We start from the raw sequence: 17,353 nt of genomic DNA, 5'->3' as shown, positions 1-17,353 counted from the left end.
GTTAGAGTTTTATGAATCATAAAGTAGGTTTTGTTAGCCTGGGATGTCCCAAAGCGCTGGTCGATTCAGAACGCATTATTACCCAGCTGCGTGCTCAAGGATATGAATTGGTGTCCAGTTATCAAGATGCAGGTGTGGTAGTCATCAATACCTGCGGGTTTATTGATAGTGCCGTCAAAGAATCATTGGATACAATAAAAGAAGCAATGGCAGAAAATGGACGTGTCATTGTCACAGGTTGCTTAGGTGCTAAAGCAGAGATCATTAAAGAAGCATGCCCAGATGTTCTGCATATTAGCGGCGCACATGCCTATGAAGAAGTAATCAATGCAGTTCACCAGCATTTGCCTCCGCCTGCAGATCCGTTCACACAACTTATTCCTCCTCAAGGAATCAAATTAACTCCACGCCATTATGCCTATTTAAAAATATCTGAGGGATGCAATCAAAAATGTACTTTTTGCATTATCCCTACCATGCGTGGGAAATTACAAAGTTATCCAATGGCACAAGTTTTAACTGAAGCCAAAAAGTTAAAAGATGCAGGTGTAAACGAAATCTTGGTAATTTCTCAGGATACAAGTGCCTATGGAATAGATACACGGTATCAACCAATAACCTGGAACGACAAAACAGTTAACACGCGTTTTTATGATTTGTGCGAACAATTAGGCGAGTTAGGCATTTGGATTCGTCTGCATTATGTTTATCCTTATCCACATGTAGATGAGATTATCCCTTTAATGCGAGATGGGTTGATTCTTCCATATCTGGATATTCCATTACAGCATGCTAATTCGCGAGTACTTAAAGCAATGAAACGCCCAGCAAGCAGCGAAAATACCTTATTACGTATTGCTTCTTGGCGAGAAACTTGCCCTGATATCACACTGCGCTCAACCTTTATTGTTGGTTTTCCCGGGGAAACAGAAGAAGAATTTGAAGAGCTGCTCGACTTCCTTGATGAAGCACAGTTAGATAGGGTGGGTTGTTTCAAATACTCCCCGGTTGAAGGGGCCAAAGCGAATGAATTAAGTGATCCAGTTCCAGAAGAAATTAAAGAAGACCGCTATCATCGCTTCATGCAATTACAAGCAGAAATTAGCCGCAATAAGTTAGAAAATAAAATCGGTAGTACTCAGACCGTATTAATTGATGAGGTTAATCAGGAACAGATTATCGCACGAAGCCAAAGTGATGCCCCGGAAATTGATGGTCTTGTTATTCTACCACCTACCCCAGGCATTAAAGTGGGATCTTTTGCGGAGGTCATGATTACTGATAGTGATGATTACGACCTCTACGCCGAATTCAAATAATAGCATGAAAGCCTGGGGTGAGTTTGATTTAAGCGCTGGCTGCGCGAAAATGATGTTGAGGAAACCTAGCATACATCACAGTATGTGAGGCTTCTGAAGTATTGTTTTCGTGCAAGCCGTGCCGAATGCAGCCGCTCAGTGGGCTAGGACGTGAACATTTCTGGCGCTCTATTTCCCTAGTTTCATCATTACTCCATCAGAACTTACGAAAAATGCCAGGTCGAGGCAAAAAATGTTTTTAATGAGGGAGTTTAGATATACTAATTGACTGAATTAAAAACATTTTTTAACGAAGAGATTGGGGTTTTCGTAAGTTCTGTCCATAATGCTACTGGAAACGATTAAAAATTTCTTTGCACATTGCCAATATCTCATCCTGCATGTTTTTGCTCTTTATGGCGCCTGGACGAAGTAAATTCTGATGCAGTAATTGATGGTGTTTCTTATATGCTTTCTTAAAAAAATTGTACTGCTCTTTACTTAAAACACCTGCTAAAAACAAATGATGAAGTTGACTTAATGTATTGGTATACCGAGCAAAAGAAGGCTCTCCCAAATGAAGCATTAAAAACTGAACTAAAAATTCCAAGTCCAACAAACCACCAGAAATAGAATTTCGCTCTTGATATTGTTCCATTTTGGATCTCATCGACAATACATCTTGCAACAATGTAGGCTTATCTCGCCTCAATAACAATACAGATTTTTTCAATTGCAAAAAGGTGTGTCTGATCTTCGCATTTCCCGTCAGAATACGTGCTTTTAATAACGCTTGATGCTCCCATGTCCATGCCTGATTTTTTTGATATGCAACAAAAGCATCAACATGACTCACCAACAACCCCGCTGCACCAGAAGGCCTCAGACGTGTATCTACTGTATAAAGCACCCCCGACTGGGAACGAGTAGTCAACATGTGCAGAATTTTTTGAGTTAACCGAGTAATCAATGCTTCTTCGGAAGGTTTTGCCGAATGTAAAAATACCAAATCTAAATCAGAGGCATAATTCATTTCGCGACTGCCCAATTTCCCATAGGCTATAATTACAAAATGTGATTTTGCTTGTTCCATTTCCGGATATCGCAAACACAATTGCTCGCTTGCGATCACTAACACCTGATTTACAATCACTTGTGCCACATCCGACAAAAATTGGCCAATACGCACTGCATTGCAGAAACCATAAAGTTCGGCGCGTGCAGCCATTAACCAATTGGTAAGCTTAAATTGACGCAATAGTTCCTCTTGTACTTCAACATCAGGATGATGGGCTAGTTTTTCTACCAATAGCCTTTGTAATTGATGCAACGATTGAGGCCGCCATTCTTGTCCCTGATCCAGCAATACTTCCAACAAAAAGGGTTGGTTCACTAATAAGGAAGTAATAAATGGACTTTGGGCAAACCAAAACAACAATTCTGTTAAAACTTGCGGATTCTCGGTTAACAAAGCAAGATACGCACTACGCCCCACAATATTTTCGAGCAAATGCATTACCTGTAATAAAACTTCATCCGTTTTTTCAACATGAGTAAGTTCAGCAAGCAACATCACCATAAACCGGTCCAGACGCATTCGAGCACCTTGGGTTAAACGTCGACAACGAGGGCTATGACGGAAGGAATGAATCATTTGGTAGCAATGGGTTGCATTGGCAAAACCTAAACTCGTTAACAAATTAATGGCCATAGTGGTTTCAACATGCCCTTGCCAAAGGCTGGCTAATTGATTCGCTAATAATCTTTTCTCATCTTCATAATCTTTAACAGTGCCAAGCACTGAATGGAATGCATAACTGATAATCCGCTGATATTGATGTAATTTATTTAATAAATCGTCCCAGGAAGGATACCCCATAGCTAAAGTAATTTGTTTTTGCTTCACCGGATCTTCAGGTAAGGAGTGAGTCTGCTGATCATTTAAACTCTGGAGTGTGTTTTCGAGTTTACGTAAAAAAAGATATGCTTGTTTTAAAGCATCGGTATGAGGTAGGAGTTTCTCATGCTTTAAAACAGCAAGAGCCGCCAAGGCGTTTTGTTCTTGTAATTGCGGCAAACGACCGCCACGAATTAACTGAAAACTCTGAATAACAAACTCGACTTCCCTAATCCCACCTTGCCCCCGTTTTATATCATCCAATCGTGGATTTAATTGGACTTCTCGCTCAATCATAGCCTTCATACTACGCAAAGATTCAATTACGCTAAAATCCACGTAGCGTCGATATACAAAAGGGACTATTAAACGCTCAAACCATAGCTGGACCTCATCCATCTTCTCAGCAATGACCCGTGTCTTAACCATGGCATATCGTTCCCAATCTCGACCTTGTTCTTGGTAATAAGTTTCCATTGCAGCCAAGCTTGAAACCAGAGGACCACTATCGCCATTAGGTCGTAATCTTAAATCGACTCGAAATACGAATCCATCCGAGGTTACATTTTGTAATGTCTGTACGAGTTGTTGAACTAATCGACTAAAATAATGCTGATTATCGATGCGCTCTTCGCCATCAGTTTCACCAACAACCGTATAAGCAAAAATAAGATCAACATCTGAAGAGTAATTTAACTCCCGGCCTCCCAACTTCCCCATCGCCAGCGTAAATAACTCAACTTCATTCCCAGCTTCATCACGCGGAATACCATAGCGTAAAGACAATTCTTGTTTGCAATAAGCAATTGCATGCAAAATAAGCGCATCAGCACAATCAGACCATGCGCGCATAATTTGTTCCGTATTGGCAATACCAGATAGTTCAAGAAGAAGTAAGCGCAAAAAATGTGTATTACGAAATTGACGCAGCGAACGCAAATAAGTCGCTTGAGGCACATGAAATGACAGGCTCTTCAAATTATGAAAGTATTCCTCACGTGACAGCAAAGAACGACAATCATCCTCCATAAGTAACGCTTTTAATAAATGAATCTGTCTACATGCATAATCACTAATAAGGAGTAATTTGATGGCAATTTCGCGCAAAGGATGATGCATCTCTGAGAGATGCTTTTCAATGAACCATGCTTTTGATTGCAATAACTCAGGAATTTCTATTTGCATAAATTTCTTATTTTTCATTCCCAAAATTAGTACTCTCGTTATAATATAACCTATAAAATTCAATAACAATTCTATAGATTCAAAATGATCCGAATAATCCAGATTGCATTTATTTGTTTCACTTCCTCGCTCTTTGCTCAGGGTGAACCTTTAAATGTAGGGATTGAAAGCTTTGATCCCCCATTCGTCATGCAAGGAACTCATAATGAAGCCTATGGTTTTGATGTTGATATGATGAACAGCCTATGCAAAATCATGAATAGAACGTGTGCCTTCCATGTGATGCGTTTTGCTCAATTAATTGATGCCGTTGCAAATCAAAAACTGGATGTTGCTGTCAGTTCGATAACGATTACTAGCGACCGCGCAAAAATAATCAATTTCAGCTTACCTTATCTACTTAGTTATTCGCGTTTTTTAGAAAGAAAAACTATTGCAAAAGAAAATTTTAGCCTGGATCTGTTAAATACTAAAACGATAGGAATAGAATCTGGAACTGTATTTTTAGACCAACTGACTGAGATGGGAGTAAAAAATCCCAAGATTAAGGAGTATCCTGATATTGATGACCAACTCTCAGCATTGGCTAGAGGAGATGTAGATATTATTCTGATGGATAATGCAACTGCTGTTTATTGGGCATCTAATTCATCTGACTCATTTAAATTAATAGGCCCACCTTATATGTATGGTAATGGCTATGGGATAGCTGTTAATCCTGCTGACCCAGACTTATTAACACAACTCAACCAAGCCCTCGTCCAATTCCAAAATTCTGAGGATTATAAGCTAAATTACAATAAATACCTGTTTGAATTCTAAGCGCGCATGGCGAATTAATGCAATGTTTGTCCTTGAGTAATGCACCGTGTAATGACTTGTCGGGTTACAAAATCACCCTGACTCACGCCATACATTGAATTATAATGTTTTGCTAAGGTAACGACCCATCCGGATAAACGGAAACTCATTTTTTTTTCCGCTTGATCCACAACAATTTCAAAAAGACCTAAAGAGCCACTTTCGCGCTCACTGGCGTATTCTTCCATAATCACCCGGGCGGCTTGTAAATCTTTGTCTCTGGTAGGCCAGTTCTGACTCATATTATTCTCCCTAAAAAGCATGATTAGGTCTCTGAAATTCCGCTTAATCTTGAGATACTTTGCAAAAATCGCAAGAGCAGAAATAGATACATATTGTCTCATATTTTGACCAAATTTTCAAGCCACAGGGAGGCTTGCAATGGTTGCTATAATTAACCAGGAACAATAAAATACTACAGTTTGTTGAACATCGTAGAATGTTTTCTCAAGACAGCATATGATATACGTACCAATCCAAATTTAAAAAATTACATATGAATTATCATATTTTACCCTCGATTTTATCTGCTGATCTCACGTGTCTGGGCGATGAAGTAGAATCCGTAATGAACGCAGGAGCAGATTTTATTCATTTTGATGTCATGGATAATCATTATGTGCCCAATTTAACATTTGGACCGGCATTCTGCGACGCTTTTCTCAAACGGTTTCCGAAACTCCCTATCGATGTTCATCTCATGGTTGAACCTGTTGATGCTCTGATTGAAGCGTTCGCAAAAGCCGGAGCAAAACGAATCAGTATTCACCCTGATGCCACCATACACCTTGACCGGAGTTTAACACTCATCAAAGACTTAGGATGTGAAGCGGGTCTTGTATTAAACCCGGCAACACCCATTGATGTCTTGACATGGTGTGCCCATAAACTCGACTTTATCCTGATAATGACTGTGAATCCCGGTTTTGGAGGTCAAAAGATGATTACTGAAATTATTGATAAAATCCCCCAAATCCGCAAACTCTATCCTCAACTTGATCTATGTGTCGATGGTGGAGTGACTATAGATAATATTGCTACTTTGGCACGCGCGGGTGCGAACCAATTTGTAGCCGGCGCTGCTGTATTCAAGAGCAACAATTATAAAGAAACAATTGATGCCATGCGAAATCAATTAGCATGTATCAAAGAAAATTAATTAAGAAAAATTATGAAAAAAGTAATTTTACTCATATGTGGATTTATTAGTTCTCAGGTTTGCCTTGCCCTCTCAGGGGAAGCCTATATGGAACGTTTTAATACCTATTTATCCTTTACCCAAAATCTCCCTACGGCTACGCCCAGTGTAAGCTTTTTAGATTTTATTAATGGCACAACGCCTTTATCAACAAAATTGCGTGAAAAATGGCTGTATGAATTAGCTAAAAATAAGGACTGGACTCACTTTAGCCAATATTATCAACCCTCTAATGATCTGAATCTCGTTTGCTATGAGCAAATTGCAAACTACAATACAGGCAAAGAACAAGAAGCATTAAAAGCTTCAATTCCATTATGGCTAAGCGGTGATTCAAGGCCACCCTCTTGCAACAGCTTGTTTGCTTTGCTTCTAAACGATAATAACTTTGACCAAAATTTAATTACTCAACGAATTGATTTAGCTTTGGAGCAACGCAATATCCAATTAGCTCGTTATTTATTAAAACAATATAAAACACCTCATACAGCTGAGTTAAATAATTTAAATGCCGTTTATCAAAATCCGGAGTACATCATTAAGCTGCCCCAAGGTGGATTAAATAGCAGCATTTACCTTTATGGCCTCAAGCGTATGGTTTCGATTAATATGGATAAAGCGCTTAAGCTATGGCAACAAAGCAAAACTCAAAAAATGCTTAATCAAGCCCAACAACAGGCCTTTTTAGCTCATGTCGCACTTTATAAAGCCATGCGGAATCATGAAGATGCATTGCAATGGTTCACCAAAGTCAAACCACAATACTACAATGATATATTATTGGATTGGCAAATACGCTTTGCTTTAAAAAGAAAAAACTGGACTCAAGTCACTGAGCTAATTAATGATTCAAAACGTAAAGATGAACCCTGTTGGCAATACTGGCTAGCACGCTCTTTAGAGGAACAAGGAAAAACGGCAGAAGCACGGACCCTCTATGAACCTTTAGCAAAAAACAGACAGTATTATGGTTTTCTTGCCAGCCTCCGCCTTAATAAAAAGCCCAGCTTTACCAATGAAATTCCCACAACAAACCTGGATGTATTGAAACCCTATCAAACATTTATTGAGCAAATCCAAACACTCTATATCTCTAAGCAAACACTTCAAGCATCACGTTTGCTCAATGATTTCATCAGTGAATTACCTAAAGATGAAGCAAGCGCACTGGTCTACTGGATCGATCAAAAACTGCAATGGCATGGTAAATCGGTCTATTTAAGTAATAACGAAACCTTAAATAATCAACTTACGCTAAGATTTCCATTAGCTTATAAAGACAGTATTTCCCTTTATTCTAAAAAATATGCTGTAGCACCAGAATTTATTTATGCCATTATTCGTCAGGAAAGTGGGTTTAGGGATGATGCTACTTCTTCAGTTGGTGCTCGAGGCCTAATGCAAGTTATGCCTTATACAGCGAGAGTTGTCTCAAAAGCAGACAAGATTCCTTATAATGATCAAAAGCAGTTGTTTGTATCCCAAAAGAACATCAATATTGGTGTAGCCTATTTAAAACAGCTTGCAAAGCGATTTGGCAATCACCCAATACTCATTGCCGCGGCATATAATGCAGGGCCCAAACAAGTAGTTTATTGGTTAAAAACTCACCCACCTAAAGAGATTGATGTGTGGATAGAGACGCTCCCTTGGCAAGAAACACGTAATTATTTAAAAAATATTATGGCGTTCTATATTGTTTATCAATATCGCTTAGGCCAAAAACCTAATCTAGGTAATTTCCTGGAACCATTATAATCGAGTCATAGCCCAGGTGGAGTAAATAGGAACCTGGGTTATGAACATTATCAGAAAATCCAAATCACAGCTGCGCCTTCGTGCAGACCATCAATAAAAAATAATTACATACTTGATCTATAATTATACAATTGAGGTGAAAAGCTATTACACCTTATGCTTTAAAGGCGATGTCTCATGATAAAGGTAACCTGCACTGTTAGTCTCTTAGGAATGATGTTTATTCTCATAGGCTGTGCTCCAACAGCCTATGTAGTTGGAACAACAAATCAACCAATTCAGTATACTTATGCCCCGGGGTATAATCCGCCGCAAGTAGCTTATCCAGATGTACCCGTGGATGCGAATACATCTATAGACAGCGCTGAAGTTGTCCAACAGGAACATAAGATTAATGCCATAAATGATTCCATTGCCATAAAAGAAAAGCAGGATGAAGCTGCAAGACGGCAAGCAATCCAGTTGCAATTAAATGCTCTGCCAAAAATTCAGTAAAAGAGTCAGGAAACATTCGAGAATAGAATGAGTGCTCACGTGTTAAACTTTCCTCAAACAAGAAAAAAGTTTCGTCGTTTGAACTCAATTTTGATTTGGAGGAGTAAAGAGCAAACAGCCAAGCTGCTTACTCATTTATCACGGTAGTCCTGGATGTGAACATCCGGCACATGGAATAAGATGTGTCTCTATGATTTCATTGAAGAGTTGAATATCCGTCCCGGAACTTGCGGCTTTACTCACTAATTCTAACATCCGCTCCAATTCTTCGCTTTCGAATCTCGCTATCAAAGGAAGATTACTTAATTTTCCAATAATTTCATTTTGATTCAATATATTATTGGGCTGACAGATTCTTTGCATATTTCCAGCATTTAACATACCTGCCAGTTGCAAATGCTTCATGAAATGATAGGCTCCAACACCTAATTTGCTTACCATTAATAAATCATCTAGATTGTCACGATCAATGAGTGATGCATTAGTTAATAACAAAATATTTTTCGCGAAAATATTAGCATTTTGGGGGTTTTCCTCAACCAACTCAAAATAGGTACACAATGGGTAATGTTCTGCTACAAGTTTTTTAGCCCCTTCATAAATTTTATTGATATATTGTTCTTGTCTTAAAAGAATATTAATTGCATTTGAATAATAGCTATTATTTTCAAGCATTAAATTAAGCAGATCCAGCGCTATACTCATATGATTTGCTGAAATCGAACTATCACGAAGTTTCTCTACTAAACTTGAAGCATTGTAGGCATGTTCTTGAAGATTAATAATCAAGCGTGTAATGTCAAGAGATTGTCCTGGATAAGTCAGCAACAATTCAAAAGTGTCCAAATCAAGCACACCTAGCTGATGTAATTCTCGCGCGCTTTGTGCTACGTTTGAATCAAATCGTGCAGCTTTAAATAAACGATCCAATGAAAGCACATGAGGATCAATATCTAATTCTTTAATCAATCCAAACAAATTGACAGCTCCACCGACACTGTTAATATTTTTGGAAATGATTAATTCAAGATCGTTAGTTATAAAAACTTTGGCTTCTTTCAAAACTTTAAATAAAGAAATTAGTCGGTTACCATAATCAGGATGGTCTGAAATAAGACTAATCATGTGCTGATCGGTTCCCAAATTTAACCTTTTTAGACGGTTAATAAAATCAGGGATGGGTGCTGTGGATTTTGCATCATTAGTTAATACTTGCATTATCATTTGAGTACTATTCTTTTGAGTATTATTACTTCCCACTGGCTCGGGATCTTGGCTATTAGTTATATCAACCATAACTGTCCTTAAATTGCTCTCTAAGGACAAAATATAACACAAAATGATTATATTAAGCAAAAAATTCTATTGCTTAGGGATGTTGCTTGCTGCTAAATTGATGTTTTTCAATCATTTCAATGAATTCTTCCAAATCAGCATCTGCACTTGTTTTTTTAGTAATTAAAGACAACATTTTTTCTAATTCTTCTCTGTCAAATTCTTCAAACAAAGGAAAACTACTAAACAATTTAATCACATCAGGGTGGTTTAGAATAGGACTATTATATCGACAAACTTTGTTATAATTTTCAGCATCTAACATATCTGCATGCTGTAAGTGGGTCAAAAAATGAAACGCCCCTACTCCCAATTTGCTTGCTATTAATACATCTTCTGTTTTCCGATAATCAATTAATGATGCGAGATCTAATAACAAAATAATATTAGCAAGAATATTGGCATTCATTGGATCTTTTTCAATAACTTCGAAATAGCTTGGCGCCAGTTTATCTTTAGCAACAAGTTTTTTTGCACCTTCATAAATTTTATCTATATTTTTTTGTTGTCTTAAAAAAATATCGAAACATTCAAAATAATAGAGGTTCTTACTTAAGAGCAACGTAAAGAGCTCGATTACTGTACTCATCTTTCCTTCGGAAAATTGATGGAGCTTTTCAATTATTTTCTCAGTGGAATAAGCGTGTTTTTGAAAATTAACGATTAAATCAGCAATTAATAAAGATTCCTCAGGATAAGCAAACATAAGATTCAAGCTCGCTGAATCAAGTGAGTTATTAGTTTTAAGTATTTGCATCCCTTGTTTCAGAGTTGTTTCTGATTTTGCGCTCACGAATACACGTTCCAGGGAAATAAATTCGGGATCGATCCCTACTTCGTGCATAAATTCTAATAAATCGACCACAGCACCAGCTTGAGCAACATTACTTGCGATGGCCTTATGAAGCAGATCATTCAATACAACATTATATTTCTTTAATACACTGAATAAGGAAGTGAGGCGATTAATATATTGAGGGTTTTCTTCTAGAGTTTGTATCATTCGCTCATCAGATTCCAGACCTAAACTGACCAGACGAGAATTAATTTTATTCTTTATCCCACTTTGATTGAACTTTAGATATGTCATTTGCCGCCCTCGCCTCACAATCCTGTGTCATCTTATCTTTTTTTCAAAAATAAAAACCAATAAAATTTTATTTTTATCAAAAAAAGAGCCATCTCGCCACAAATATTAACAAAGAAAAGAAATTTAAAATACAATAAATAATAAAAACACAAAATCATCTTTTCTTTACCATCACTGCTCCTTTTAATTATACCCTCATATGATCAATTTATTTTCAACAAAATCACTTAATAGTCACTTAATATTTTTTTTGTATAATCCCACCTATTAGGTAAATTGTGACTCACCTTATCAAATACAACTCACAATGACCTAACTTAAACTTTAATGTTAGAAATGTATTCTTAAGGGGAAAATCATATGGGCGCAGAAAGTAAAATTGTTGAAAAACAAATTGACGATCTTAAAGATTACACCGATACCGTTGCAGCTGTTCACTTACTTAAAGAAGTAGTTTCCGGTGGAGCAGTAGTTACAGTTGGCTCAGCGAAGGATTCGATTGATTTAGAAAACTCAAAGAAAGATCCTAAAATTGGAAATGTCGTGAAAGCGATTTTAGCAAAGGCAGGCAAACCAGGAGAAGAAAAAAGTCAATGGGTAAAAAAAGAAGATAACAAGCCACATCTTGAAGCCGCAATCACTATTGGTGGCGCTGTATATACTGTTGATATGACCTATGATGGAATACAAGAGGATAAACAAGAGTATACTGTGAATATTACCAGTAAACTTAATGCAGAAGTTAGTAGAGGAAAATTATTCTTTGACCCGTCTCAAGCAGCTACCGTTAAATTAATCTATGACAAAGAAGGCGATCTTCGTGCGGTAACCAAGAAAGGGTTATCCGTAGAAACCAAATCTTTTATTCCACATGCTTATCAAACTGAAATATTAGCAAAATATTACAACAGTCTGAAAGAAGGGAAAGAACAACGGCTTGCAGTAATGGGAACTGGTTCAGGTAAAAGTATTGTTATGGCGGGTATTGCTCAAGCTGTTGGACGCACCGTCATGATTGTTCCCGATAAGACATTAGTTGATCAACAATCGCTTGAAACACAAAAAATGCTTGGTGCAGGTGTTGTCAATGGTAATAAGCATACTCCTAGCGTTTTCACTTTGGAAACCATTAAACGAAATGTTGACGTTGCAGATTGGGATCAGTTAACCGAGTTGGATATTGAAGAAATCAAGAAGTATTTCGCCTCAGTGATCGAAAATACTTCTGAAGATCATTTTGATCAAATCGTTTTACAAGCTGAACATCCTTTATTCAAGTATATTGCCGATGAAATAAAAAATTCCATGGTATTAATTGATGAAAGCCATCGTCATACATTTAATGATGAAGACGCTCAAATTTTGAAAGGATTAAAGGATCGCAATTCAATCCTGGCATTAACAGCAACACCAACTTCCAAATTGTATGATCTTTTCCCAGGGGAACCTTTGGATGATTTAAGTCTTGGAGCTGCAATTGAGTTAGGAACAATTCGTCCAATTCAACCAGAAGTAGCTTATTTAGCTGAGAAAGATTTAGTTACACAAGCTGTAGCCCATTACTTTGACGATTATTATCTCGAAGAAGGGATGAATGGTTATACTAATCCTGTTGAATTAAAAGAACAGATCAAGAAAGCACATATAGAGATTGAAGATAGTGTGGCTGAACAACAAGCCATTGAGCAAGCATTGGAATTAAACCGTATCCGTTGTCAACGCAATATGGGTTTTTCTGATGACAAAGCAACGCGTGAGAAATTAGCTGAAATCTATCAAAAAATTGCCCGTGGAGATGGAGCTACCATTGAACAATACCAAGCTCAAGTCGCTGAATTTAGAAGAAACTCTGAAATCAAAGCAAAACTACAGTTGGCTAAGAAATTTAATGGTGCAATTGAGAAAGAAACAATAGAAAAAGACGTCCCTGTGCGTGCAGTGGATTTGAAAAAAGATATCGATACGGAACAGCAAAAAGATATTCAAAGAACAATTAACAGCTATGCTCTTGCACTTGTCTTTAATGAAAAGCCTACCGATCTTGCTGAGAAGGACCGAACTCATAAATTGGAAGAATATTTGAAAGAGTGGGATCAGCATATTTCGAAATATAAGATAAAAAATGACGAGATACATGATCTATTTTTATCAAAGCTTAAAGAGTGTGAAGCAAAAGACAGAGTAAAATTAAATGAAGCGCTGACAAAGCTGGGAGCCCCCATTTCTAAATTGCCTGCTGAACAAAGAAACGCCATAGTCAAATTGATTTTGGATAGAGCAGAAGCAATGGTGGCGAACATCAAAGCGTCACAACCTATATCTGATATTGTGGCCAAGGCAACTCCAGTTAACTTGGAGGCATTAAAAGCAACCGAGAATTACGCCACTGCAATCGATATGAGTACGGATTCATCTATAATTGGTGAGCAACTTGCTCAAATTGAAGTAGGACTTAGGACGCATATTGTAGCCGATCAGGTCATTGCAACAGGAGTAAGTATTAGAGACATCCTGAATGTGCAAATTATAAATACTCATTCACCGGTGATTGAATCAGATATCAATGTGATTAATGGAATCCTTTCAGGACCTCAGGCAACGGGTCGTTGTGTCAGAAATAAAGATGTTTCAGCTCGTGCTCAGCAATACATTGATAACCAATATGAAGGTAAAGGTCTAATTCTCACGGTAGAAGAGATCATTCATCCTAAAGATTCGGCAGCAAAAACAAGAGCAGTTATGGAAAACAGAGAAAAACGGGCTCAAGCAGAAGAACAAGCCGCTATTCGCATACAAAGTGCAGTAAAAGGCTATCAAACCTCTAGACTGTTTCAACAATATAAACCGTTACCCCGTGATATTGAGAAACTGCAGGGCGACTTGAAGTTAGTCCAGGAACGATTAGATGATATAAAGAAGAGCCTGGAAACAGAAGGAACAATAAAAAACAAGCTTGAGGAGTTAGCTAAGGCTGAGAAGGAGTTATCGCTTATCCCAGGAGGAAAAGTGGGTCAAGCTCTTCCGCAGGAATTTGCTAGAAATCCATTTTTCTATCTCCAGTGGGTGAGAGAAACACTCTTGAGAGAGGTACTGGAAATAAAAGCAACCAATAGGGTAGACGTATTAAACGAAATACAAAAAAACCTAGAAGAAGTAGAAAAGGAAATAGAAGAACTAAAAGTTGAGGAAAATAAATTTGAAAAATTGTTCAAGGAAGGAACCTCTGCACTGAAAAAAATGCAAGAAACGAAAGAGCAGTTGGAAGAGAACCTTGGCATCACCCACCAAGAGATGACTCTGTAAATTAAGGATTAAATGTTCTTTTACTTCGTTTAAACCTCCGCCTCGGCGGAGGTTTTTTTATCTTCACAGGACTTACGAAAGAATCCACTATACTCATCCCACAAATATTCAAAATCGCTGTGTAAATGATTAATTCCTTATCATTATTGTCCTCTAGTATTTCTCACAAAGCGTAACAAGACATGATCAGTTCGTACAGCAGATTCCTGCAGCGCCTCCTTTGGGCTCAGAAGACCTGCAAACATCGCTTCTAAAACTTCGTCATTGATACCGCGAATCTGATTTTGTGGTCCAAAACCTTGTAACTGTTTTTCGTGTAACTCACCGGCTAAATCAGTACGTGCCATTAATAAAGCAGGATGGTTACTGCTTTGCAAAATATCAGCATAGCTCCCTTGTAAACCTATTGGAAGATAGCCTGTATGCCCATGCCAGCGCTTTTGTGTTTCAGGCTTTGCGATAAACGCAAAAAATTGAGCTATTCCCTTATATTGCTTCTTTGATTGCCCAGCTACTGCCCATAATGCAGCACCACCAGCCACATTAGCATGTCGTACCTGACTCACTGCGGTATCCAAAGGCATACTGGCTATCCCCAAATGGAAGGGTACTAAAGCGGATAAACTGTTATAAGCCCCAGAAGACTGGCTAAATAATGGACAAATACCACTGGTAAATAAAATGGTGGCATCATCGACTCTACCTGCATATCTAAAATAACGCAGTGAATGCCAACGCTTCAAACGTTCAAAATGGCTGACTAATTGTGGTGTTGCATAAACAGCACGTGCAGGATTCCCTTGAGTTAACGGTAATCCATGAATCGCCAAAAAAGATTCAAAAAGCACCCAACCTGGATAGGCTGTTGTATAAGTACAATCATAACCGGCTTTTTTTAACTTTTTTGCCAGCACTTCCATATCGGCCCAAGTGCGCGGAAAATTAGCCTGCGAATAACCTACTTTGGCAAGAATATCCAGATTGTAATACAAAGTTGCAACAGAGAGATTAAAAGGTAAAGCCATCAATTGCCCATCTTTACTATAAAACTCACGGACGGATGGAATAAAATCCTCTTTGGGCAAGCTCATTCCTTGTTCATACATCAGCTCGTCTACCGGTTTGATTACCCCTTTAGGTGACTCCATTATGGCCGTGCCAACTTCAAAAACCTGTACAATTGCAGGCGGATGATGTGCTCTAAATGCAGCAGCAAAACTCGTTAATGTCTCTACATAATTTCCCTTATAAACGGGTTTAATAAAGTATTCACTTTGACTTTGATTAAAGTCATCTGCAAGTAATCTAACCTCATCCCCCAAATGCCCAGCCATCCCATGCCAAAATATCAACTCAACCCGTTTTGCCTGAACAGAGAAGGTAGAAAAGATAATGAATAAAAAAAGAAATAATTTTTTCATGCTAGTAAGTCAGGATAATCACTAAAAACTGCATCAACACCCCAGCCAAATAATTTATTAGCCAAACGCCGGCGATTCACTGTATAAGCACATAGAATATAACCTGCAGCTTTAATTGCTTTTGCACGCTCTTCTGTTAGCACTCTGCGATTAAAATGAATTGAAAAACATTGCAATTGTTTTGCTTTTTGCAACCATTGCTCATCCCATGTGTGCAGTAGCAACCCCAAGGGCATTTCTGGTGCAATACTTCGACATAACACTAGAGCATCCCAGGAAAAACTGGACACTAAAGGTAAGTCTTTTCCCTGTGGCCAATAACGTTGAATGTGACTCATCACCGCTACAGCAGTTTGTTCTTCTGCACCTGGATACGGTTTGATTTCTACATTTGCCTGTACGCCTGAAAAAGACAACCATTTCAAGACTTCTTTAAAATGAGGAATATGCTCGCCTTTAAATTGCCGTGAAAACCATGAGCCAGCATCCAGAGATTGTAAATAACTGGCTTCAACCAAACCAACATCTCCACGTCCATTGGTCGTTCTCTTTAAACTGTCGTCATGAATGACAAAAGGCTCACCATCGGCACTGCACATTACATCAAATTCTATGAAACGACATCCTAAAGTCAAAGCTTTTTCAAATGAAGCCAAAGTATTCTCTGGAGCATAAGCCGAAGCTCCTCGATGCCCAATAATTTTTTCAACAACCAACAAATTAATTCCCCTTTTTATAAAGATAATATTAAGAATAGATTCCCGCCTTCGCGGGAATGACAACAATCTCTAACGTCTGCTCGGCAATAACAAAATCCCTAACGTTGCCCAGGAATAACAAAATCCCTAATGTCTGCCCGGGAATAACAAAATTCTTAATGTCTCCGAAATAACAAAAAGCCTTAACCCACTGTCGTTCCCGCGAAAGCGGGAACCCATTCCTAACAAAGCGCCGTGCCCACTGATGAATAGATTCCCGCCTTCGCGGGAATGACAACAATCTCTAACGTCTGCTCGGCAATGACAAAATCCCTAACGTCTGCCCAGGAATAACAAAAAGCCTTAACCCACTGTCGTTCCCGCGAAAGCGGGAACCCATTCCTAACAAAGCGCCGTGCTCACTGATGAATAGATTCCCGCCTTCGCGGGAATGACAACAATCTCTAACGTCTGCTCGGCAATGACAAAATCCCTAATGTCTGCCCGGGAATAACAAAATTCTTAATGTCTCCGAAATAACAAAAAGCCTTAACCCACTGTCATTCCCGCGAAGGCGGGAACCCATTCCTAACAAAGCGCCGTGCCCACTGATGAATAGATTCCCGCCTTCGCGGGAATGACAACAATCTCTAACGCCTTCTCGGGTATGACAACAATCTCTAACTCTGCTCAGCAATGACAAAATCCCTAATGTCTGCCCGGGAATAACAAAATTCTTAATGTCTCCGAAATAACAAAAAGCCTTAACCCACTGTCATTCCCGCGAAGGCGGGAACCCATTCCTAACAAAGCG

At 38.4% G+C, this 17,353-nt stretch carries 12 protein-coding genes; 6 read left to right on the top strand and 6 right to left on the bottom strand.

The annotated features are described in order from the left end of the window. The first annotated feature begins 11 nt into the window (after positions 1-11). Positions 12-1,319, top strand: coding sequence for a 30S ribosomal protein S12 methylthiotransferase RimO (rimO, locus tag ELY20_RS12080; RefSeq protein WP_110142811.1), 1,308 nt, complete (start codon positions 12-14; stop codon positions 1,317-1,319). Between the two features lie 328 nt (positions 1,320-1,647). Here rimO and glnE read toward each other — a convergent pair whose 3' ends face one another. After that, complete coding sequence (glnE, locus tag ELY20_RS12075; RefSeq protein WP_233590587.1) at positions 1,648-4,380, bottom strand: bifunctional [glutamate--ammonia ligase]-adenylyl-L-tyrosine phosphorylase/[glutamate--ammonia-ligase] adenylyltransferase; 2,733 nt, start codon at positions 4,378-4,380, stop codon at positions 1,648-1,650. A gap of 84 nt (positions 4,381-4,464) precedes the next feature. Here glnE and ELY20_RS12070 point away from each other — a divergent pair, with 84 nt between their 5' ends. After that, entirely contained in the window at positions 4,465-5,202 is a 738-nt protein-coding gene (locus ELY20_RS12070; RefSeq protein ID WP_110142813.1) for a transporter substrate-binding domain-containing protein, read from the top strand. Between the two features lie 14 nt (positions 5,203-5,216). Here ELY20_RS12070 and ELY20_RS12065 read toward each other — a convergent pair whose 3' ends face one another. Then, positions 5,217-5,483 carry a hypothetical protein gene (locus tag ELY20_RS12065; protein WP_110142814.1) on the bottom strand — a complete coding sequence of 89 codons (267 nt, stop codon included), beginning with the start codon at positions 5,481-5,483 and terminating at the stop codon, positions 5,217-5,219. A gap of 254 nt (positions 5,484-5,737) precedes the next feature. On the opposite strand from ELY20_RS12065, the gene rpe reads away from it, so the two are divergent. The 3 genes from rpe to ELY20_RS12050 all read left to right on the top strand — a co-directional run bounded on the left by rpe (position 5,738) and on the right by ELY20_RS12050 (position 8,692). Beyond that, positions 5,738-6,400, top strand: a complete 663-nt coding sequence (gene rpe / locus ELY20_RS12060) for a ribulose-phosphate 3-epimerase (RefSeq protein ID WP_110142815.1) — start codon at positions 5,738-5,740, stop codon at positions 6,398-6,400. 12 nt (positions 6,401-6,412) lie between these two features. After that, a complete protein-coding gene (locus ELY20_RS12055; RefSeq protein WP_110142816.1) occupies positions 6,413-8,197 on the top strand; it encodes a transglycosylase SLT domain-containing protein in 1,785 nt (594 codons plus the stop codon). A gap of 177 nt (positions 8,198-8,374) precedes the next feature. After that, on the top strand, positions 8,375-8,692 hold the full coding sequence (locus ELY20_RS12050) for a hypothetical protein (protein ID WP_110142817.1): 318 nt from the start codon (positions 8,375-8,377) through the stop codon (positions 8,690-8,692). 138 nt (positions 8,693-8,830) lie between these two features. Here the strand turns inward: ELY20_RS12050 and ELY20_RS12045 are convergent, their stop codons facing one another. Together ELY20_RS12045 and ELY20_RS12040 are read right to left on the bottom strand one after the other, a co-directional pair. Continuing rightward, complete coding sequence (locus tag ELY20_RS12045) at positions 8,831-9,988, bottom strand: hypothetical protein (RefSeq protein WP_110142818.1); 1,158 nt, start codon at positions 9,986-9,988, stop codon at positions 8,831-8,833. Positions 9,989-10,061: 73 nt separating this feature from the next. Then, positions 10,062-11,117 carry a hypothetical protein gene (locus tag ELY20_RS12040; protein WP_110142819.1) on the bottom strand — a complete coding sequence of 352 codons (1,056 nt, stop codon included), beginning with the start codon at positions 11,115-11,117 and terminating at the stop codon, positions 10,062-10,064. A gap of 360 nt (positions 11,118-11,477) precedes the next feature. Between ELY20_RS12040 and ELY20_RS12035 the strand changes: the two genes are divergently transcribed. Next, complete coding sequence (locus tag ELY20_RS12035; RefSeq protein WP_110142820.1) at positions 11,478-14,420, top strand: DEAD/DEAH box helicase family protein; 2,943 nt, start codon at positions 11,478-11,480, stop codon at positions 14,418-14,420. Positions 14,421-14,563: 143 nt separating this feature from the next. Here ELY20_RS12035 and ELY20_RS12030 read toward each other — a convergent pair whose 3' ends face one another. Next, complete coding sequence (locus tag ELY20_RS12030) at positions 14,564-15,841, bottom strand: extracellular solute-binding protein (RefSeq protein ID WP_110142821.1); 1,278 nt, start codon at positions 15,839-15,841, stop codon at positions 14,564-14,566. Next, positions 15,838-16,557, bottom strand: a complete 720-nt coding sequence (gene ugpQ, locus ELY20_RS12025) for a glycerophosphodiester phosphodiesterase (protein ID WP_110142827.1) — start codon at positions 16,555-16,557, stop codon at positions 15,838-15,840. The genes ELY20_RS12030 and ugpQ overlap by 4 nt, the downstream gene beginning before the upstream one ends. Between the last annotated feature and the right edge of the window lie 796 nt (positions 16,558-17,353).

This window comes from Legionella qingyii (genome assembly GCF_003990155.1).
Taxonomy (GTDB): domain Bacteria; phylum Pseudomonadota; class Gammaproteobacteria; order Legionellales; family Legionellaceae; genus Legionella; species Legionella qingyii.
The sequence above is the reverse complement of the archived record's forward strand: the minus strand, read 5'-3'. Positions and strand labels throughout refer to the sequence as shown.